Source organism: Streptomyces sp. YKOK-I1, from assembly GCF_054660435.1.
In genome coordinates this window covers 7,607,958-7,628,357 of the sequence record NZ_BAAGDR010000001.1, presented here as the reverse complement: position 1 = coordinate 7,628,357, position 20,400 = coordinate 7,607,958, and the positions used below count along the sequence as shown (strand labels likewise).

The 20,400-nt window shown below is 71.1% G+C and carries 15 protein-coding genes, 3 pseudogenes and 1 riboswitch; of the genes and pseudogenes, 4 read left to right on the top strand and 14 right to left on the bottom strand.

The window, feature by feature from the left end; genetic code table 11:
- Positions 1 to 55: 55 nt before the first annotated feature.
- The 10 genes and pseudogenes from ACYQ8Q_RS34035 to ACYQ8Q_RS33990 all read right to left on the bottom strand — a co-directional run bounded on the left by ACYQ8Q_RS34035 (position 56) and on the right by ACYQ8Q_RS33990 (position 10,112).
- Positions 56 to 1,018 (bottom strand): DUF4232 domain-containing protein, encoded by a 963-nt coding sequence (locus ACYQ8Q_RS34035; protein ID WP_460070452.1) that lies wholly within the window; start codon positions 1,016 to 1,018, stop codon positions 56 to 58.
- Positions 1,019 to 1,137: 119 nt separating this feature from the next.
- A pseudogene (locus tag ACYQ8Q_RS34030) lies at positions 1,138 to 1,902 on the bottom strand (TIGR03560 family F420-dependent LLM class oxidoreductase); the annotation flags it as partial.
- Positions 1,903 to 1,998: 96 nt separating this feature from the next.
- Positions 1,999 to 2,373, bottom strand: a complete 375-nt coding sequence (locus ACYQ8Q_RS34025) for a YybH family protein (RefSeq protein WP_460070451.1) — start codon at positions 2,371 to 2,373, stop codon at positions 1,999 to 2,001.
- Between the two features lie 48 nt (positions 2,374 to 2,421).
- Positions 2,422 to 3,575: pseudogene (locus ACYQ8Q_RS34020) on the bottom strand (IS256 family transposase); the annotation flags it as partial.
- A 27-nt stretch (positions 3,576 to 3,602) separates the two neighbouring features.
- Positions 3,603 to 3,998 carry a hypothetical protein gene (locus ACYQ8Q_RS34015; protein WP_460070450.1) on the bottom strand — a complete coding sequence of 132 codons (396 nt, stop codon included), beginning with the start codon at positions 3,996 to 3,998 and terminating at the stop codon, positions 3,603 to 3,605.
- Positions 3,999 to 5,134: 1,136 nt separating this feature from the next.
- Positions 5,135 to 6,910, bottom strand: coding sequence for a recombinase family protein (locus ACYQ8Q_RS34010; RefSeq protein WP_460070449.1), 1,776 nt, complete (start codon positions 6,908 to 6,910; stop codon positions 5,135 to 5,137).
- Between the two features lie 118 nt (positions 6,911 to 7,028).
- On the bottom strand, positions 7,029 to 7,529 hold the full coding sequence (locus ACYQ8Q_RS34005; protein WP_460070448.1) for a DUF6099 family protein: 501 nt from the start codon (positions 7,527 to 7,529) through the stop codon (positions 7,029 to 7,031).
- 227 nt (positions 7,530 to 7,756) lie between these two features.
- Positions 7,757 to 8,083, bottom strand: coding sequence for a nucleotide pyrophosphohydrolase (locus ACYQ8Q_RS34000; RefSeq protein WP_460070447.1), 327 nt, complete (start codon positions 8,081 to 8,083; stop codon positions 7,757 to 7,759).
- Entirely contained in the window at positions 8,080 to 9,264 is a 1,185-nt protein-coding gene (locus ACYQ8Q_RS33995) for an ATP-binding protein (RefSeq protein WP_460073609.1), read from the bottom strand. Before ACYQ8Q_RS33995 ends, ACYQ8Q_RS34000 begins: the two co-directional genes overlap by 4 nt.
- 467 nt (positions 9,265 to 9,731) lie before the next feature.
- Complete coding sequence (locus ACYQ8Q_RS33990) at positions 9,732 to 10,112, bottom strand: cell division protein SepF (protein WP_358989602.1); 381 nt, start codon at positions 10,110 to 10,112, stop codon at positions 9,732 to 9,734.
- 246 nt (positions 10,113 to 10,358) lie between these two features.
- On the opposite strand from ACYQ8Q_RS33990, the gene ACYQ8Q_RS33985 reads away from it, so the two are divergent.
- A complete protein-coding gene (locus ACYQ8Q_RS33985) occupies positions 10,359 to 12,050 on the top strand; it encodes a hypothetical protein (RefSeq protein ID WP_460070446.1) in 1,692 nt (563 codons plus the stop codon).
- Positions 12,051 to 12,062: 12 nt separating this feature from the next.
- Here the strand turns inward: ACYQ8Q_RS33985 and ACYQ8Q_RS33980 are convergent, their stop codons facing one another.
- Entirely contained in the window at positions 12,063 to 12,581 is a 519-nt protein-coding gene (locus ACYQ8Q_RS33980; RefSeq protein ID WP_460070444.1) for a YceI family protein, read from the bottom strand.
- A gap of 111 nt (positions 12,582 to 12,692) precedes the next feature.
- Here ACYQ8Q_RS33980 and ACYQ8Q_RS33975 point away from each other — a divergent pair.
- Positions 12,693 to 13,166, top strand: a pseudogene (locus ACYQ8Q_RS33975) (MarR family winged helix-turn-helix transcriptional regulator); the annotation flags it as partial.
- A gap of 1,011 nt (positions 13,167 to 14,177) precedes the next feature.
- Here ACYQ8Q_RS33975 and ACYQ8Q_RS33970 read toward each other — a convergent pair.
- Positions 14,178 to 15,791 (bottom strand): MFS transporter, encoded by a 1,614-nt coding sequence (locus ACYQ8Q_RS33970; protein WP_460070442.1) that lies wholly within the window; start codon positions 15,789 to 15,791, stop codon positions 14,178 to 14,180.
- Between the two features lie 162 nt (positions 15,792 to 15,953).
- Positions 15,954 to 16,604 (bottom strand): TetR/AcrR family transcriptional regulator, encoded by a 651-nt coding sequence (locus ACYQ8Q_RS33965; RefSeq protein ID WP_460070441.1) that lies wholly within the window; start codon positions 16,602 to 16,604, stop codon positions 15,954 to 15,956.
- A 207-nt stretch (positions 16,605 to 16,811) separates the two neighbouring features.
- Between ACYQ8Q_RS33965 and ACYQ8Q_RS33960 the strand changes: the two genes are divergently transcribed.
- Both ACYQ8Q_RS33960 and katG read left to right on the top strand, forming a co-directional pair.
- Positions 16,812 to 17,258, top strand: a complete 447-nt coding sequence (locus tag ACYQ8Q_RS33960; RefSeq protein ID WP_460070440.1) for a Fur family transcriptional regulator — start codon at positions 16,812 to 16,814, stop codon at positions 17,256 to 17,258.
- A 27-nt stretch (positions 17,259 to 17,285) separates the two neighbouring features.
- A complete protein-coding gene (gene katG, locus ACYQ8Q_RS33955; RefSeq protein ID WP_460070439.1) occupies positions 17,286 to 19,472 on the top strand; it encodes a catalase/peroxidase HPI in 2,187 nt (728 codons plus the stop codon).
- A 60-nt stretch (positions 19,473 to 19,532) separates the two neighbouring features.
- On the opposite strand, the gene ACYQ8Q_RS33950 is transcribed toward katG, so the two are convergent.
- Positions 19,533 to 19,982, bottom strand: a complete 450-nt coding sequence (locus ACYQ8Q_RS33950; protein ID WP_460070438.1) for a molybdopterin-dependent oxidoreductase — start codon at positions 19,980 to 19,982, stop codon at positions 19,533 to 19,535.
- 158 nt (positions 19,983 to 20,140) lie between these two features.
- Positions 20,141 to 20,340: riboswitch (cobalamin riboswitch) on the top strand.
- The last annotated feature ends 60 nt before the right edge of the window (positions 20,341 to 20,400 follow it).

Sequence of the window (20,400 nt, the reverse complement as noted above, 5' to 3'; positions counted from 1 at the left end):
TGTGCGCAGCTCCAACGTACAGAGGTGCGGGCCCGGGGGCGGGCGAATTTCCGCCTCAGCGCTCCGCCCGCTGCCAGGCGCCGACGCCCAGCTTGCCGGTGGTGCCGAGGTCGAGGCGGGGGGTGATCGTGACCGGGGCGGCGCCGGACTTCGCACGGATCCGAACATAGGGGACGTTCACGGGGTCCCGGCCGGCCTCGGTGGTGTTGCGCCAGACCAGGCCGGAGACGGCGCTCTCGCCGGGTTCCAGGGTGAGGGCGCGGGGCGGGTCGTCGAGGCCGGTGCCGGTGGTGACGGCGGCGCCGCCGTGCAGGATCCGCACGCCCTCGACCGGCTCGCGGTCCTCGCGGAGGAGGGTGAGCAGCGGGTAGCCGTCGAGGGTGTAGTCCTTCGTGCCGCAGTTCTCCAGGCGCAGTCCGACGACACGCAGGCCCATCGCGGCGTCGCCGTCGTCGGCGGTGACCCGGATCCCGGAGGCCGGGCAGACGCCCTCCTGCGTCGGGGCCTCGGCCGCGGGGACCTTGCGGACCTCGGCGACCTTCACGGTGGTCACCGGCGAGGCGCCCGGGGCGAGGACGCCCAGCTCGACGGTCCCCCGGACGGTCTTCCCCGCGCCCACGTCCCGCACGGTCACCCACTGGTTGCTCATGACCTCGCCCGCGCTCGTGGTGAAGTCGAACAGCACGGAGTAGGTCAGCGCCTCGGTGCCGTCGTTGGTGACCTCGTAGGCGGCGGAGATCCCGGAGTCGTCGGCCAGGCGGTCGGCGTGGACGGTCCAGTCGGACGCGCTGGGCGTCGGGGTGGAGGCGGTGGCGGGGAGGGTCACGGCGGTGATGCGGACGCCGTCCACCGGCGGGTCGGTGACCGGGGTGCGGGGCGCCCGGGAGGCCGCTCCCACGCCGTCGCCCTCACCGAGGGTGTCGCCCGCCCGTTCCGTTCCGCACGCCGTGGCGAGCAGGAGCACGGCGGCGACGGCCGGGAGGAGACGAACGGGGCGGGGTCGGCGGGGTGGGCGCATCCGGTCACCCCATCAGGAGCGGCCCGGCCGCCCTGTGGCGGAAGCCATAGTTCCCGTCACAGGCCTGTCACAGATCACCGGATGCACGCCGCCCCGCCCGCCGGGCTACGACAGCCGGACTACGACAGCTGGGACTGCACCTCGGCGGAGATCAGCTCCAGGTGGTCGAGGTCGTGCAGGTCGAGGATCTGGAGGTAGAAGAGGCGGGAGCCGGTCTCGGCGTAGCGGCCGATCTTCTCGACGACCTCGGCGGGGGTGCCGGCCAGGCCGTTGGTCTTCAGTTCGTCGACCTCGCGGCCGATGGCGGCGGCCCGTCGGGCGACCTCCCGGTCGTCCCTGCCGACACAGACGACGAGGGCGTTGGAGTAGGTGAGGCTGTCGGCGTCGCGGCCGATCTCCTCGACGGCGGCCCGGACCCGGCCGAACTGGCGCGCGCTGGACTCGATCGAGGAGAACGGCATGTTGAACTCGTCGGCGAACCGGGCCGCGAGGCGGGGCGTACGGGTCGCTCCTTGGCCGCCGATCAGCACGGGGATCTTCGGCTGCGCGGGCTTGGGCAGTGCGGGCGACTCCGTGAGGTCGTAGTGCTCGCCGTGGAAGTCGAAGGTCTTGCCGGACTCGGTGGCCCACAGACCGGTGACGATCTCCAGCTGCTCCTCCAGGCGGCCGAACCTCGCCTTCGGGAACGGGATGCCGTACGCCTGGTGCTCCTCCTCGAACCAGCCCGCGCCGAGGCCGAGTTCGACGCGCCCGCCGGACATCTGGTCCACCTGCGCGACCTGGATGGCGAGCACGCCGGGCAGCCGGAAGGTGGCGGCCGTCATGAGCGTGCCGAGGCGTATGCGGCGGGTCTCGCGGGCGAGGCCGGCCAGGGTGATCCAGGAAGATCCGGCCTCCTTACTACCTAAGACCATCACGGTCCCTTACCTGCGAAAACGATGAGCAATTGTCAATTCCTGTGGATCGGCGCTGTCGCTTGGCTATGTGCTGAGGTGTTCGTGGAGCATCTGCCAGGTTCCGGCGTTGTTGACGAGCACGTTGGTGCCTCGGCCGCTTCCTGATCGCGGCTGGCCGTCGATGGTTCCGGTCCAGGCGAAGCGGTAGCGGCATACCGCCTGGTCGTCGCTGTGGGTGATCCACTCCAGGTCGTCGATCCGGTAGGTCTCGTCGTGGATGGTGGAGAAGGTCTCGGTGATGGCGGAGAGGACGGCTTCACGGCCGCGGTGTGATCCGTCGGAGAACCAGTAGACGGCCTCGGGAGCGATCAGCGGGACGAGCTGGGTGATGTCGTGGCTGTTGGTGGCCTGTTCGTAGGCACGGATGAAGTCGGTGAGCGTGGCAGTGGGTTCGGGCATGGACTGGTCCTTTCTTCCTTTCGCGGCGGGACACATGACAGGGGGCTGTCAGGCTGCCGTGGCCTGCTCCTGCTCGACGAGGACGCCGTTTTCGAACGTGGTGCCAGCGCGGACGAGGGCGACGAGGTGGGCTCCGGTGACCGCGCGCCAGCGGACCTGGGCGGGCTCGACGAGCTTGAAGACCATCGCGAGGGCCACGGTCGGGCTGCCGGCGCTGCGGGTGACCTTGGTGCGGAGTTTCACCGTGGAGAAGGTCGACTCGATGGGGTTCGTGGTCCGCAGGTGGATCCAGTGCTCGGCCGGGAAGTCGTAGAACGCCAGCAGTTCCTCGGTGTCGTCGGTGATCTTCGCGACCGTCTTGGGGAACTTCGCGCTGTAGGTCTTCGCGAACGCCTCGATCGCCTTCTCGGCATGGGCGCGGCCCTCGGCGTTGTAGATCTCATCCCTTGCATCGCCTTCGTCGCGCCCGGCTGTGCGGACTTCGGCAGAGCGTTCGTGACGTTGCGGGCCTTGTGGACCCAGCACCGCTGATGGCGGGCAGCCGGGAACACCTCGGCCAGTGCCTTCCACAGATCCATCGCACCGTCGCCGACGACCAGCTCGGGATCGCGCCTGCCCCGGCGGCGGCAGTCGCGCAGCAGGGCGGCCCACGACTCGGCGGACTCGCGCAGCCCCTCGGCCAGCGCGATCAGCTCCTTGGTGCCGTCCAGACGCACGCCCATCAGCACCAGGACGCAGGAATGCGCCTGCCCGAGCCTCACCTTGGGGTGCACCCCGTCCGCCCACACATACACATAGTCGGACTCGGCGAGGTCACGCTGCTGGAAGGCGGCGTGGTCGTCCTGCCACTGCTTCGTCAGCCGGGTCACGGTGGCCGGCGACAGCCCGGCAGAGCTGCCGAGGAACTGCTCCAGCGCGGGCATGCGGTCCCCCGAGGACAGCCCGTGCAGGTAGAGCAGCGGCAGCACCTCGCTGACCTTCGGCGACTTGCGGCACAACGGCGGCAAGATCTTCGAGGAGAACCGCATCCGCACGCCGGTGGCCGCGTTGACCCGCTTGTCGTTCACGCGCGGGGCCGTGACCTCGACGGGGCCTGCGGCAGTGGTAACGGTGCGGGGCCGGTGGTGGCCGTTGCGGACCACCAGGCAGCGCCCGGCCTCGTCCGTCTCGGCGACCAGCTCGGCTATGTACTGGTTGATTTCCCAATTCGATCTGTCAAGCCGCAGGAATCACTGATGGCGGCGGAAGCGACTGGCGCGGGGCACGGGGCGGTTGAGTGTCCTGCAGAGCTCGGTGTCGGCAAGATCGGGGAAGGGCATGCCGGCGGCGTGGTAATGGGTTCGGGACTGCTGGAGGGTGTGGAGGACGTCGTGATGCCGGCCGGCGGCGCCGTAGAGACGGGCAAGGCGGAAGCTGGCCTGAGCGGCACCGACGTGGTCGCGGGGGCAAGCGAGGGCTTGTTCTGCCAGCATGATGGCGTCGCTGAGGCTGTTTACCTCGGCGTGTAGTAGGGCTTGCACGGTCAGTGCTCTGCTGTGGCCTCTATGGTCGCCGCAGGCCTCGGTCTCCTGAAGCGCGCGGCTGATCAGTTCGGCGGCGGTGTGGTCGCCCTCGTAGAGCGCCATGTCGGCCAGCCCTAGGGTGGCCCGCCCTCCGGGCGGACGACGGGACTTTCGCAACACGCCCTAGCCGCGCCAACTCCTGGCCGCGACCGGTGAAATCCGCGACCGCCAGCGGCAGCTGACGCGGGATGCCGGACGATTCCGGGAGAAGGAAATCTCCATGGGCGAGGACCGGCGCGTGCGGCGACAGCAGCACCCGCAGCTCCTCAACACCGGTGGGATCCTCACCCAGAGCCAGTACCAGCCGCCGTCGCAGCAGAGCCTGTGCAGCCGGAGAACGGCCCGCCTCATCGACCAGAGCCGCGCCCTCCTCACCGGGCAGCCGTCCGGCGACCCACTGGTACAGCCGCCCCAGCCGGTCGGCTACCGACTGCTCCACACCCTCAGTCGCGCGATTCGCCAGACCGGCACCCAGCCTCTTCGCAGACACGATCGCCAAGGCGACCACTGCCGCCACGAGCTCCTCGACCGTCATCGCCCCCCCGGTCCTCCGCCGTAGCAGCCGCGCCGTCCCCCAACGCGCTACCGCCGCCCCGACGTCAGTCATGCCCAGAACGCTGCCAAACGGCACCTGGTCGCTCTTCCAATGGCCACCAATGACGCTCCTCGCGGCTCCCTGCCAGAAGTTCGCAGCACAGCGGTCGTTAACTGAGACACTGTCAAGGTCACCGGCCGGGCGCATGGTCAACCACGAGCTCTCCGCAACGCGAGATTCGGAGAAACGGGGCAGGCGCGGCACGTCCGAGGTCCTGGCGCATCGTCCGAAGAGCGTGTGCAGCACGAATCGAGTGTCGTCAACTCTCGCAGACGTCCTCACCCTGGAGCAGCCCGGCTGAAGGGGCTCAGTGGTCCAGGCCGAGACAGGCGATGTCGTCCTCGTCGCTCAGGACGAAGCCCAGACCGACGCCGACCGTCAAGGCTGCGGCGTCATTGGAGGTCAAAGTGTCGAACTACCGGTAGTTCGGCACTTCGGACCCAGGACTGACCAACACAGCTACGCTGTGCGACGGTTGCAGTCATGACCACTGCTTACTGGAGTTATCCACAGGCACCTGTTGGATGAGGAGGACTCCCGTTGACGTCGAGGCGGAGGACGCGGGGAGTCGCGCCGGCCGACGACAACCACCCCGCTACTCCCGTCAGGCTGTTACCGAGCCGTTGTCCTTCTCGGTCGGTGCAGGATTCGCCCACTCGATTTCAATCCGTCCGTTGGCCCGGTCCCACGCCTTTCCCTGGCGCGTCGTGCTCGCATTGACGGCCACGGAGTCCACGAACAGCGCCAGGAACGCCCTGCGGTCCTCGACGCTCCACCTCCCCCACAGCCCTCCAGGCTCCAGCGGGTCCCCGTTGTCGGAGTCTGCTGCCCACTCGTCGAGGGGTAGACGGGTCGACGTGGTGGCAGACGCCTTCAGCTCGTCGATACGAGCCGCACAGCGGGCCTCGTGGGCCTGATACTTCCGGACGGTGTCCCGGAACGCCGCACGACCCGTGGGGCCCTCGTAGAGGCCGTCCTCGCGGTCGGCGTAGAGCTCCCGCAAACTCGACTGGACGTGCTCCAACTGCGCCTCCTGCTCCGCAAGTTCAGCTGCGGCCTCCGGGTCGGCTCCTTGGACGGCGAACCGCTCCGCGGCTGCCGCGAGGATGGCGACGTCGTCATCGTCCTCCGGGTCGAGCGTTGCCACTTTCGCCCACAGCCGCGTGGCGACGACGCTGTCTGTTTCGGCCATGCGGATGCGCGTGACGTGCTTCGGGACATCCCCGACGCTCCGTCGGAGATTGCAGACATAGGTTGAGTCGACGTTCGAGATCGTCATACCGGCCCCACAGAGGCCGCAGCGCAGTACGCCCCATGAGCCCAGGAACGTCATGGAGCCCCCGCGGGACGGCCGCTTCGTCCTCTTTCGCCCGTCCAGGAGCGCTTGGAGGTCGTACCACCGCTTCGGCTCGATGAAGCCCTCGTGCGGGCGCACGGGCTGCCCCTCCTCGTCGCGGAGGAGAGTGCGCTCCCGCGTCTTCGGGTCGACGGGGCCGATAGCGAAGCCGGCAAGGCGTGGGTCACGCAGGATCCGGCGCACCACCTTGTCCGACCACTCCATACCCGCTGCATCGTCGTTGCCGTTCTTGCGACGCTTACGGGCTGCCTCGATACGTGCCTTCGCCGCGTCCTCGTCGAGGCTTTCGAGAGGAGTCTTCGCCCGCCTCTCCGTCATGAGGGTCGCGATGGCGTTCTCCTTCATGCCGGATTCCGCGCACTCGATGACATGCTTCACGTTGTCGGCCGGCGTCGAACCGGGGCCGATCTCGGCGTCGCTCGTCTCCCCCGGCTTCAGCAATCGGAGCGCGAGTCCTTCGTCCTGGACCATTTCCACGTCGAACCCGTAGGGCACCGGGCCGGAGGAGTGGGAGCCCTTCGCCTTCAGCGCGGCGAATGCGTCGCGGATGAACTTGCTCTTGTTCTTCGACTCCTGATGAGCAAGCTCCGCGATAAGCGCGAAGAATGCGACACCGAAGGGATTGTCATCGGACGTGTTGACGAACGGCTCTTGCGTCGAGACGAGGGCGACGCCGTAATTCGCCAACTCCTGTTGGATCTTCATCGCTTCCGCGGCGCCCTGGCGCGTGAGGCGGGAGAGCATATAGATCACCACAACGTCGAACTTCCGTGCACGGGCGTCTTCCATGAGCCGCTCGAAGTCGGGCCGGAAGACTTTGGGGTCGTAACCGGACAGCCCGACGTCCTCGTAGTGCCCGGTGTGCCGCCAGTTGTCCTGAGAGTCGATGTAGGCGATCCCCTTGTCCCGCTGCATGAGCGGGGACGCCTGACTGTCCGTCTCGCTCTTATGGCTCTGCCGGCCGTACGTGACTGCCCTGACCATGTCTGCTTGGTCCCTGTCCCCCAGGGCAATGAGCTCCATGGGTAGATACGGTACCGGTTGGAAGGCGTCGAAGCCCAGGTCACCACTGGCCCTCGCCACGATGAGGCGGGTGCGTAGGTGGCGCCTCACTGGGGTTCCGTCCCCGGGGGCCCGGGTGTCACCGCTCCGGTAACACCACCCCCTCCTTCTCGCCTCTCGCCTCGCGCTCCTCCCGCTCCTCTCTCGCCGCCAGCTTGCGCAGCATCTCCAGGACGCGATCCCGGGACTCGTCGGCCGCGTCGATGGCCTCCATGCACTGCCAGTACGTGCCCTGGTCGTCCGCCGCGCTGGCCAGGGCGACCAGGGCGATCCCGACGTCGCCGAGCAGACCGCCCAGGTCGAGCAGGGCCGCGCGGGCGTCCTCCAGCGCGGTGAGCTGTGCGGCCAGGAGATCGGCGTGGTCGAGGTCGGGGGCGTCCAGCACGCCGCAGCCCCGGCCCGCCAGCTCGGTCAACCCAAGGGCCTCGCCACGCAGTTCGGGCGGGCCCGAGACGGCCAGCCGACTTCCTATGGCCTGGGCCAGGGCCTGGGCCTGCCACACCTCCGTGAGAATCTCCGCCCTGCCCGCGCAGCCCGCGAGCGCGCGCCTGCTGGTCAGGATGAGTCGCACCGCGTCCATGCGCCACCCCCGTCTGTCCGACGTGCTCCTCGCACGTCTGCCCGGACTCCCTTGCGCACCGCCCTCGCGCACAGAGAGCGTTCCACTACCCAGAGTGAGGGCCTGTGGGGCGAAAAGCCAGAGGAAGACGGAAATCTGTGGACAACAAATCGGTTTCGGACCGCCGGATGACTCCGGAGAGTGAAAGTGGACCGTGGGAGTCCTCTGGTTGTCCACAGCCCGGCCGGCTACGGCGCCGGAAATCTGCGTTCGTTGCGGTCGATCTTCGCGTCGAGGGCGGCGAGCGGATCGATGCCGAGCACCTCGCAGAGCTGGAGCAGATACGCGAGGACGTCGGCGACCTCGTCCGTCACCCGGTGCGCGGTCTCCGGGTCGGCCATGACCCGCGCGGACTCCTCCGGGGTCAGCCACTGGAAGATCTCGACCAGTTCGGAGGCCTCCACGCTGAGCGCGGAGACGAGGTTCTTGGGGGTGTGGAAGGGCTGCCAGTTCCGTGCGGCCGCGAACTCGGCCAGTCTGCGCTGGAGTTTCGCCACGTCGAGGTGTTCTGTCACTTTCCCAGGTGTACCACCGTGACCCCGTGGGTCCGGGCCGCCCAGGTGGGGTCGCTGACCGCGCCGACGCAGCGGATGTGCCCGCGGTCGGCCATCCGCACGGCGAGCCGGAGCAGCCCGGTGCGCTGGCGCGGGTCCAGGCCGCGGTCGAGGTTGTCGCAGAGCAGGGTGAGCGACTGCATCGCGGAGGGCACCTCACCGGCCGTGTCCAGGTCGAGGACGCCGGGGCCGGTGAGGAGGACCAGGGCGAGGGCGACGTAGCGCAGTTCGCCGTAGCCGAGGCGGGCGAGTTCGGTGCCGGTGCCGTCGCCGCGGTCGAGCACCGCGCGGACCGTGCCGTCGGGCAGGGGTTCGGCGCGCAGGTCGACGATCCGTCCGGCGCAGCCGGCGTCGAGGGCGGCGACCAGTTGGCCGTGGCGGCGGGCGCACTCCTCGCGGGTGCGCCAGAGCACGTCGGCGAGGTTGTCGCAGCCGCCGAGCAGCCGGCCGGAACCGAGGGGCACGGGGGCGCCCATCCACTCGGGCTGGGGGTCGCAGCCGAAGACCGAGCGCAGGGCGACGACCATCTGTTCGGCGGCGGCGAGCACCTGCCGCTGTCCGTCGGTCTTGCCGGCGACGCGCAACGGCAGCAGGGCGGTGCCGAGGCGGTCGTCGGGGAGCGGGGCGCGGGTGACGGGGGCGGATCCGCCGGTGTGCCAGGCGGCCTGCACCGTACGGCGTCCGGGGTCGCGCAGCGCGGTCTCCAGCAGCACCAGCCCGTCGGCGCTCAGCCGCTCCCCCACGATCCGCAGTTCGGGTTCGGCCTGTACGGCGACGTCGAGGCGGACCGGGCCCTCGGGGCCGTCGGCGGTGCAGCCGATCCGGAAGCCGCGGCGCCGCTGGGCGTCGGGGCGGGCGCGCTCGGGGACGCAGGAGAGCGGATCGGGGAACACGTCGGCGACCCGCGCCCCGCCGCCGAGCCGCGCCAGCGCCTCGTACGCCCGTACCGCCGAGGTCTTCCCGCTCCCGCTGTCCCCCGCGATCACGGTGACGGCCCCCAACGGAACCCGCACCCGCCGATGCCCGGCGAACGCGGCCAGCCGCAACTCGGTCACACAGGGCCGCAGGGGCCGCGCGGAACCGACTGGGGGTCCGGAGGCGGGCGTACCGTCCGGGCCGACGACACGCTCGACATCGGGCATACCGGAACCGGCCGGAGACACGGAGGCGAGCGTGCCGGAACCGGTAGGACACCCGGGGTCGGGCGCGCCGGTCCCGGCAGGGTGGCCGGTGGCGGGCGTCGTGCCGAGACCGGCAGGGCGGCTGACGGCGGGCCTCACGTCGAGACCGGCGACACGGTCGGCGGCGGGCGTCGCGGCCGGGCCGACGGGGCGTTCGGCGATGGGCGGGACTGCCGGGCGGTCGGCGGCGGGCCTCGCGTCGAGATCGGCAACTCGGTCGGCGGTGGGCGGGGCGGCTGGGCGGTCGGAGGCCGGTGGGGGTGTGGGGCAGGCGGACGTGGTGGACGTGCCGGCGGAAAGTGCGGGGCCGGGTGCGGCAGGGGGCGCGGTCATATGCGGACCGTAGGACTCCGGCCGGCGGGCGAACCGTTCCGGCCCCGCGGACTTCCTACGATCGAGCGACATGCCCCGCTGACGCGCCCGGGCCGCTACACCCCCGCGCCCTCCATGATCCCGCTCACCTCGGTGCCCGGCGGGGTGAGGAGGAAGACGTTGCGGTCGACGCGGTGCATACCGCTGGCGAGGCCGAAGACGACTCCCGTGGAGAAGTCCAGGACGCGCTTGGCCACGTCGGTCTCCGCGCTGGTGAGGTCGAGGAGGACCGGGATGCCCGCCATCAGGGTCTCGGCGACCTCCCGCGCATCGGCGAAGATGTTGACCCGCAGCACGACGAAACGCCGACGGGTCTCGGTCACGTCGTCGGGCAGCGAACGGTGGTCCACCGCCGACGGCCAGGCGTCCCGGCCCCGCAAGGGAACCACCTGGGCGAGCCCTTCCCACTGCTCGTCGGTGACGTCGTATCGGTTCACCGGGTCCCCCTGAACTGACTCGCACTCAATGCCTGCACCAGCCAATTCTTACGCCAAGTCACCCGTTCGGCCCAACAGCGACACGGACGGCGACCGATTCGGGCCTCCCACGGACGCTTCTTACCCGCCACACACCGGAATCTTCACGTCCAGGAACAGCTCGTTCACCGAGCGCGACTACGTTCACGTGCCGTGCACTTGGCAGATACCTCGCTGGTGACACCCGGTCGGCGGACGCAGTCGGCGGTGTCCGCCCTTCCGGAACCCCCCGCGCAGTGGCACCGCGTGCTGACCCTGCTCTCCGCCGTCACGCTCTTCATCGGCACCCGCTCGGTGTGGTCGACGGCCGCGAGCCACAAGGTCGTCGTGGCCGCCGTCATCTCGGTCTGCTACGCCTCGATCCTGGTCTGCGGGGTGCTCGCGCTCGTCGTGCGCCGGTCCCGTTCGCTGGCCCGTATCGACCTGGGGGTGCTGGTCACCGCCGTGGTCCTGGTGCTGTGCGCCTGGGCGGTGTACCACCAGGGCGGCGACGAGGCGGTCCTGACCACCCAGGCCGCCCGGGAACTCGCCGCCGGGCGGCCCGTCTACGGCCGCCCCTGGCCCTGGCTGTTCGGCCACGGCACGGTCGCCCTCACCCCGACCGTGTACGGCGGCTACGACTTCACGTACGGCTACCCCCCGCTCGCCCCGCTGCTCACCGCACCGCTGCTGTGGCTCGGGCACGGCGGCGCCCCCGCGACGGCCATGGCGACCGGCGCGCTGCTCGTGGGCGCGGTGGCGCTGTGGCGGATGCTGCCCGCGCCGTGGCGGCCGGCCGCGACCATGGCGTGCCTCGGCTTCTCGTTCCTGCCGATGTACGGGCGCCAGGGTTATCCGGCGATCCTCGCGCTGGCGCTGCTGCTGCCCGCGGTGGTGCGCTGGCCGCGGACGGGGCGCGGCGGACTGCTCGGCCGGGCGGGCGTGGCACGGGCCGCGTGCCTCGGCGCGGCCTGCGCCGCCCAGCAGCTGTCGTGGTTCGTGGTGCCGTTCCTGCTGGCCGGGATCTACGCGGTGCGCCGCGGTGAGCTGGGCCCGCGCGCGGCGGCGGGCGTGCTGCTGCGGATCGCCGGGGTCGCCGTCACCGTGTGGCTGCTGATCAACACGTACTTCCTGGTGCAGCAGCCGGCGGCCTGGCTGAAGGGGATCGCGCTGCCGCTGACGCAGGGCGCGGTGCTGCACGGCCAGGGGCTGATCGGCATCTCGCTGTACCTCACGGACGGCAGCGACCGGCTCGACTGGTACGGGCACGCGAGTCTGCTGCTGGCGGCGGGGCTGCTGGCGGTGTTCGTGCTGTTCGTCCGGCGGCTGGGGCCGGCCGCGACCGTGCTGCCGTGGTGCGCGTTCTTCCTGGCCACGCGTTCCCAGGACGGCTACTACCTGATGATGACGCCGCTGTGGCTGGCCTCGGCGGTCACCGCGCCGCTGCCGGAGTTCGCCGGGGCGTGGCAGCCGCGGCCCCGGATCCTGACGGGTGCGCGGCGGCGTCCGGCGCGGGTCGCCGCGGCCGTCCTGGTCCTGCTGCCCGCCCTGGCGAGCGCGACGGCGGCGGCCACCGGGACGCCTCCGCTGCGGATGCGGGTGACGGCGGCCCGGCACGGCTCGGCGACCGCGGTGACCCTGATGACCCTACGGGTGACCAACACCGGGGACAGCGCGCTGAGTCCGCACTTCACCCTCACCACGGGCCAGGGCATGGACCCGTACTGGATCGTGGCCGAGGGGCCGCGCACGCTGCCCGCGCACAGCACGGCCCGCTACGAACTCCGGCCGCCCAAGGGGACGTTCCACCTGCCCGGGCCGAGCGTGCGGATCCGGCTGCGGGCGTTCACCGCGGATCCGCAGACGCTGTCGAGCGCGGACGTGGGCTCCGCGCTGCGCACGTCTGCCGTACGACGATGAGGTCGCCGTGGGTCAGGCGGTCGTCGCGCGGGTGAAGCGGAGCGTGCCGGTGACCGTGGTCAGGCCGCGGATCATACCGAGCTGGTTCCAGCCCAGGCCGAACTCGGCGCGGTCGACGGTGAATTCGGCGTCCAGGGTGAGGGCGTCGGCGCTCGCGCCGGTCAGCTTCGCGGTGAAGGAGTGCGGGCGGCTGATGCCGCGCACGGTGAGCTGGCCGGAGACCTCGACCGTGTCGGCGCCGCGCAGGGCGGCGGAACGCACGGCGTAGGTGATCTCGGGGTGGTTCGCGGCGTCGAAGAAGTCGGCGCCGCGCAGGTGCTCGTCGCGCTTGGCGTTCTTGGTGTCGAGCGAGGCGGCGTCGAGGGCGAGGGTGCCGGTGGCGGAGCCGTCTGCGGCCACCTCTCCCCCGCCGCGGACGGTCCCGAAGGCGCCCTTGACGGTCACCAGGCCCCACATCGTCTTGTGCTTCAGGGCGACGGTGGAAGCGCTGGTGTCGAGCTGCCACAGTCCGGTTTCCACGGCGACGGTCATGGTCGTTTCCTGTTCAGTGGTGATTCAAATTTGGATGACTCGACGCTAGCCGATTATCCAAAACTGAACAACCCCTGTCGTCCAAAATTGGACCACGGTTACACTCGATGCATGGCCGACCCCGAGGAGCACACCCCCGACCTGCCCGCGTGCCCGTCCGCCCGGGGTGCCGGGCTGCTGCCGCCCGAGCTGCGCGCCTGGATGGTGCTGCTCGCCGCGACGGGTGCCGTGGAGCAGCGGCTGCGAGCGGTGGTGAAGGAACGGCTGGACGTCTCGCACGACGAGTTCCTGATCCTGTGCCTGCTCGCGGAGCACCCGGCGGAGGGCCTGCGCATGACGCGGGTCGCCGAGCTGCTGGGCCGCCCGAAGACCCGGCTGACCTACCAGGTCGCCTGTCTCCAGCACACCGGGCTGGTCACCCGGCGCTCCGTCTGCGGGGACAAGCGGGGCGTCGAGATCGCCCTCACCGAGAAGGCCCGCACGCTCCTGCGCGAGGCCTCCACCACCCTCGCCGAGACGGTCACCACGGCACTGGCCCATGTCATGGGCCCCGAACAGTGCGCGGCGATGAGCGGTCTGGTGCCGGCCCCGGTCCCCTCGGCGGAGGCAGACGACACGACCGCGGGGACCGAGCCCGTCGACTCCGCAGACCGGACCAGGGTCGGGACGATCACACCCGGCGAGGAGGGCGGGACCGAAACGGAACCTGCCGGACCCCACGGAAAGCCGTACACAGAGACCGTCGGCACTACCGGCTGAGGCCCACTTCCGGGCCGTCCGCTCCGCCGAGCAGACCGGAACCCGGACGGGAGAGCGGGCCGGGCCGGAACCCGCCGGAGCCCCCGGGAAGCCACGCCCCGGAGACCGTCGACACGACCGACCGAAGACCGGCCCCGCCCCCGGCCGCACCCAAGCCACGAGGCGTACCGCCTGAGCCAGAGCCGCACCTGGACCACAGGGTGCCGACCTGAAGCGGACCACGCCCAACCGCAAGGCGCCGCCCGCACCGCACCGCACCGCACCGCAGCGCACCAAGATCACAGGATGCCCACCTCGGCCGGACCGCGCCCAGGTCACACAGGCCGCCCCGACGGACCGTGCCCAGGCCGCAAAGCGCCGCCCGGACCGGACCACATCAAGATCACAGGGCGCCCGACCCAACCGGACCGCGCCCAGGTCACACGGGCCGGCCGGGCGGGCCGTGCCCAGGCCGCAAGATGCCGTCGCTCGGAGTCGGTCCGGTCCGGAGGAAAGGCCGCCCGCCCCGGTCGGCGGTCCGATCCGGGTGAGGGCTGCCCGCCCGGGCCCGTCACAAAATGAGCGCCCAATACAAGGCGCCCGCCCGGCCGTCGCCGAAGTGGGCGCCGGACGAGGACCGCCCGCCCACGCCCGCCGCGAAGTGGGCGCCGGATGGGGACCGCCCGACGGCGGCCGTCACGGAAGCGAGCGCGGCGGAGGGGCCGGCGCGGTTTCGCCCGGCCCCCGTCGTTTCGGTCTCCCGGCGTTCTCGCCTACCCGGCACTCTCACCCATCCGGCACCTTCACCCACCCAGCGCCCTCACCCACCCGGCACCTTCACCCACCCGGCACCCTCACCTACCCGGCGTTCGCCAGGTCCTTCGGCTGGGCGGTTCGTGGCGGTTCCTCCTCGTGGCCCTCCCCGAAGGGCCCGCGGCCCGGGAGGATCGCCAGGACGATCAGCGTGCCGGCGGCCATGATGATCCCGCCGATCAGGCTGGTCCGGGCGACGCTGAGGGCGAAGGCCTCGTGCACCGCGTCGAGCAGGGCCTGGGCCTGCTCGGGACCGCCGGCCGGGTTCTTCGCGATCTGCTCGGCGACCGCGATGCCGCCGCCCACCGAGTCCTTCGCCGTGTCCAGCGCCGCCACCGTGAGATGACCGCCGACCAGGTCGGTCAGCTTGTCGCGGTAGGCGGTGCCCAGCAGCGAGCCGAGCACGGCGATGCCGAGGGAGCCGCCCAGCTCCAGCGCGGTGTCGTTGGCGCCGCCGCCGACGCCCAGCTCCGACTCCGGGAAAGACCCCATGATCGTGTCGGTCGCCGGGGACACGCTCAGGCCGATCGCGAACCCGAGGAGCAGCAGCGAGGGCACGAAGTCGGTGTAGCCGGAGCCGGTCCCGATCCGGGTGAGCAGGGAGACGCCCGCGCTGCCGATGGTCATGCCGGCCACCACCATGGCCTTCACGCCCAGCCTCGGGGTCAGCCGCCCGGTGACCGCCGCTCCGACGAACACCGCACCGGCCAGCGGCAGCAGCCGGACCCCGGTCTCCAGCGCGTCGTACCCGAGGACGAACTGCAGGAACTGGGTGGAGTAGTAGATCGAGCCGAAGGTGCCGAAGAAGAAGAACAGCACCGCCAGCATCGACCCGCTGAACGCCCGCCCGGTGAACCGGCGCACATCCAGCATGGGGTGCGGGTGACGCAGTTCCCAGGCGACGAAGGCCGCCAGGCCGACCCCGGCGACCACGGCCGCGGTGACCGGGCCGGCACCCCAGCCGAAGTGCGGGCCCTCGATGGTGGCGTACACCAGGGAGCCGACGGAGACGATCGACAGCAGTCCGCCGACGTAGTCGATCCGGCCCATGCCCACCGCCCTCGACGGCGGGACCAGGGCGAGCGCGCCGAGGACGGCGACGACCGCGATGGGGACGTTGATCAGGAAGGTGGAGCCCCAGGCGTGGTCCCGGAGCAGCCGGCCGGCGACCAGCGGGCCGACCGCGATGGCGAGACCGGAGGTGGCGGTCCAGGCGGTGATGGCCCGGGCGCGCTCCCCCTTGGGGAACATCGCGACCAGCAGCGACAGCGTGGCCGGCATGACCACCGCGGCGCCGACGCCCATGATCGCGCGGGCCGTGACGACCAGGGCGGTCCGATCCACCAGGCTGCCCATCACCGAGCCGCCCGCGAAGATCAGCAGGCCCAGGATCAGGGCGCCGCGGCGGCTGTACTTGTCGCCGATCGCGCCCAGCACCAGCATCAGCGCCGCGTACGGGACGGTATAGCCGTCGATGACCCACTGCAGGTCACTGCTGGAGAGGCCCAGGTCCTTCGTCATGTCGGGCGCGGCCACGATCAGCGAGGTGTTCGCCATGACGACGATCAGCAGGCTCAGGCAGAGCACGAGCAGCGCCCACCAGCGCCGCGCGTACGGCCCGGTCGTCTTCTCCACGGGTGTGTCGGCAAGCAAGGGCATCGGGGACTCCTAGCGGCGACGGGATAATTGCCCACTGGTGTGCAGATTAAGCGATTGCCCACTGGCGTGCAAATAAACCTCCGGCACCGGAAACGCCGAAGAGGCCCTCCGAGGAGGGCCCCTTCGTCGAGTGCCGCGGGTGCCGGGCGTGCGTACGCGCCCCTAGTCCAGGACGTCGGACTCCTCGGCCGGCGCCTCCGGCGCGACCTCCTCGACCACCGCGCCCGCGCGGTCCGCCGGCACCCCGGCCGCGATGAGCGTGACGACGGCGGTCCGGGTGCCGTCGTCCTCGAGCGCGCCGGTGTTGACCTGCTCCAGCAGGGCGAAGTGCATGGCCTCCAGGCTCGCGCTCAGCACGGCGGGCGGGAGCTGGTTGTGGAAGACGCCGTCGCGCTGGCCGCGCTCCACGATGGACGTGACCTCGTCACGGGCGGGCGCCAGGATCTCGGCGACGCGCTCCATGCCCAGATCACGCCGGGCGAGCGCGAGCAGCAGCCGGTAGCGGTCACCGACGGGCCAGATGCAGCGCACGAAGTGGGCGAGCGCCCGCTCGGCCGGTTCCTCCGGCCGCCGGGCGGTCTCCAGCACCCCGCGCAGCGTCTCGGACGCCTCCTCCGCGAGCGCCTCCAGCAGCGCGGCCCGCCCGGGGAAATGCCCGAACAGGGTGCGCCGTACGACACCGGAGGCGCGCGCCAGCTCCTCCAGGGTGACGTCGGGATTCCGGCCGAGCTCGCGGCGCGCCGTGGCGAGGATGCGCGCCCGGTTGGACCGCGAGTTTCGGCGCTGCGGCTCGCGGGCCACGGGCTTGGTCACGGGGCACCTCGGTGATCGTGGTGGCGGCGGGACGCCCATTCTGGCACGGGCCCCACCGGCCCCACTGGCCCCGTCCGGCCCAATGGAACCCGTCCCCGGCGACTCCGTACGCCACCATAGCGGGACGAACCGGCCCCGACGCGACACACCAAACTTGTTGCCATCGTTTTCTTGAACTCTTCGTGTTTAGCCGAGTAGGTTGTCCCCATGACCACGCCCCAGCCCCGAACCGTCGCCGAAGAGCTGCGCGGTGCCGGCCTGCGGGTGACGGCCGCCCGCGTCGCGCTGCTGGAGACCGTCCGCAGCGGCGACCACCTCGATGTCGAGACGATCGCCTCCGGAGTGCGCGACCGCGTCGGCCACATCTCCGTACAGGCCGTGTACGAGGCGCTGCACGCGCTGACCGCGGCCGGACTCGTCCGCCGTATCGAACCGCCCGGCAGCCCCGCGCGGTTCGAGGGGCGCGTCGGGGACAACCACCACCACCTCGTGTGCCGCTCGTGCGGCGTCGTCGCCGACGTCGACTGCGCGGTCGGTCACGCCCCCTGTCTCACCGCGTCCGACGACCGAGGCTTCTCGATCGACGAGGCCGAGGTCATCTACTGGGGCCTGTGCCCCGCCTGTTCCACCGCCGGTACCGCGGCAGCACCCTGATTTCCCCCTTCGGAAGGAATCCCCCCTATGTCCGAGAACCCCTCGTCCGAGGCGAAGTGCCCCGTCGCCCACGACCGTGCGGCACACCCCACCCAGGGCGGCGGCAACCGCCAGTGGTGGCCGGAGCGGCTCAACCTGAAGATCCTCGCCAAGAACCCGGCGGTGGCGAACCCGCTCGGTGAGGACTTCGACTACGCGGAGGCGTTCAAGAACCTCGACCTGGCGGCTGTCAAACAGGACATCGCCGCGGTGCTGACGGACTCCCAGGACTGGTGGCCCGCCGACTTCGGCAACTACGGCCCGCTGATGATCCGTATGGCCTGGCACAGCGCCGGCACCTACCGCATCTCCGACGGCCGCGGCGGCGCCGGCGCCGGCCAGCAGCGCTTCGCGCCGCTGAACAGCTGGCCGGACAACGGCAACCTGGACAAGGCCCGCCGTCTGCTGTGGCCGGTGAAGAAGAAGTACGGCCAGGCGCTGTCCTGGGCCGACCTGATGATCCTGACCGGCAACGTGGCCCTGGAGCAGATGGGCTTCGAGACCTTCGGCTTCGGCGGCGGCCGCGCCGACGTCTGGGAGGCCGAGGAGGACGTCTACTGGGGTCCCGAGAAGGTCTGGCTGGACGACCAGCGCTACAGCGGCGACCGCGACCTGGAGAACCCGCTCGGCGCCGTCCAGATGGGTCTCATCTACGTCAACCCCGAGGGCCCCAACGGCAACCCGGACCCGATCGCCGCGGCCCGCGACATCCGTGAGACCTTCCGCCGTATGGCGATGAACGACGAGGAGACCGTCGCCCTCATCGCCGGTGGTCACACCTTCGGCAAGACCCACGGCGCCGGCCCGGCGGACAACGTCGGCGCCGAGCCCGAGGCCGCCCCGATCGAGGCCCAGGGCCTCGGCTGGGCCAGCACCTACGGCTCCGGCAAGGGCGGCGACGCCATCACCTCCGGCCTGGAGGTCACCTGGACCGCCACGCCGACCCAGTGGAGCAACGGGTTCTTCAAGAACCTGTTCGAGTACGAGTGGGAGCTCACCCAGAGCCCGGCCGGTGCGAACCAGTGGGTGGCGAAGGACGCCGAGGCGATCATCCCCGACGCGCACGACACGTCGAAGAAGCAGCTGCCGACCATGCTCACCACCGACCTGTCGCTGCGCTTCGACCCGGTCTACGAGCAGATCTCGCGCCGCTTCTACGAGAACCCGGCCGAGTTCGCCGACGCGTTCGCCCGCGCCTGGTTCAAGCTGACCCACCGTGACATGGGCCCGAAGTCGCAGTACCTCGGCGCCGAGGTCCCGGCGGAGACCCTGATCTGGCAGGACCCGCTGCCCGAGGCCGAGGGCGAGGCCATCGACACGGCCGACGTCACGGCGCTCAAGGCCAAGCTGCTCGCCTCCGGTCTGACCGTCTCCCAGCTGGTCTCCACCGCCTGGGCGTCCGCCTCCACCTTCCGCGGCAGCGACAAGCGCGGCGGTGCCAACGGCGCCCGTATCCGCCTGGAGCCCCAGCGCGGCTGGGAGGCCAACGACCCCGACCAGCTCCGTCACGTCCTCAGCGTCATCGAGGGTGTCCAGGCCGAGTTCAACACCGGGGCCAAGAAGGTCTCCGTGGCCGACCTGATCGTCCTCGGCGGTGCCGCCGCGGTCGAGAAGGCCGCCAAGGACGCCGGCGTCGACGTGGAGGTCCCCTTCACGCCGGGCCGTGTCGACGCGACCGACGCGCACACGGACGCCGAGTCGTTCGCCGCGCTGGAGCCGTACTGGGACGGCTTCCGCAACTACACCGGCAAGGGCACCCGCCTGCCGGCCGAGTACCTGCTGCTCGACAAGGCGAACCTGCTCACGCTGAGCGCCCCCGAGATGACGGTCCTCGTCGGCGGTCTGCGCGTCCTCGGCGCCAACAGCGGCGAGTCCAAGCACGGCGTGTTCACCGACACCCCCGGCGTCCTGACCAACGACTTCTTCGTCAACCTGCTCGAGCTGGGCACGACCTGGAAGTCCACCTCGGAGGACCAGCACACCTTCGAGGGCCGCGACGACGCGGGCAACCTGAAGTGGACCGGCACCCGTGCCGACCTGGTCTTCGGTTCCAACTCCGAGCTGCGCGCCCTCGCCGAGGTCTACGCGAGCGACGACGCGAAGGAGAAGTTCGTGAAGGACTTCGTCGCGGCCTGGACCAAGGTCTCCGACCTGGACCGGTTCGACCTGGTCTGATCCTGAACCGCCCCTGAAGTGAGCGAGGGCGCCCGGGCCTGTCCCGGGCGCCCTTCGCGTTCAGCTCCAGGGGATGTAGCCGCCGTCCACCCGGATCGTGTCGATCCCGCTGATGTGCCGGGCGCCGCAGCGGTCCTGGGGCAGGACCAGCTGGGGGCCGGCCCCGTCGAGCGGGGTGTCGTCGATGGTGGTGGCGAGCAGCACGGCCGCGTTGCCGAAGTCGGGGTCGATCTCGGCCCACGACAGCAGGGCGTGATGCCCGTCCGCCCCGTGCACGGCGATCAGGAACCGCAGCCGGTCCTTGCGCCGGGCGGGATCGAAGCCGGGCCGGGCCGCCGACAGCACGTCGTGCAGGAGCGGTCCGGTGAAGCGGTGGTGCTGGACACCGCTCGTGGCGCACTCGAAGCTGACCGCGGCCCGCCGCTGGGGCCAGGCCAGCAGGTCGGCCACGGTGAGCCGGGCCGGCCGGGCCAGATCACCGGCGAGCCTGAGTTCCGCGCCTTGACTCATGGGCCACCACCTCCCCGGTGACCGTACCCGGGCCGGGGAGGAACACAAACGCATATTCCATTCATATGCAGCGCGGAGATCTGCTTCTGCCATACGAAGTCCCACTTATCGCTGGCACATGCGGCTGATCGCCGGCATGGGGCCGCTCCTCGGGCCTGTGGTAGCTTGCCGAAGCCAGTCGTACCCCTGTGCGTACACGTACGCACGACGGGTCAGGGAATCCGGTGCGAATCCGGAGCTGACGCGCAGCGGTGAGGGCGACGGGCGGGGCAACGGCCACTGGACGGCGAACGGTCCGTGAAGGCGCCCCGTCCGGATGACCCCGAGTCCGAAGACCTGCTGGCGGCCTCCGGCGGCGCAAGGACGCCGGGGGAGCACCCGCACGACCGGGCTTCGCGCATGAGCCCTCGACGCCGAA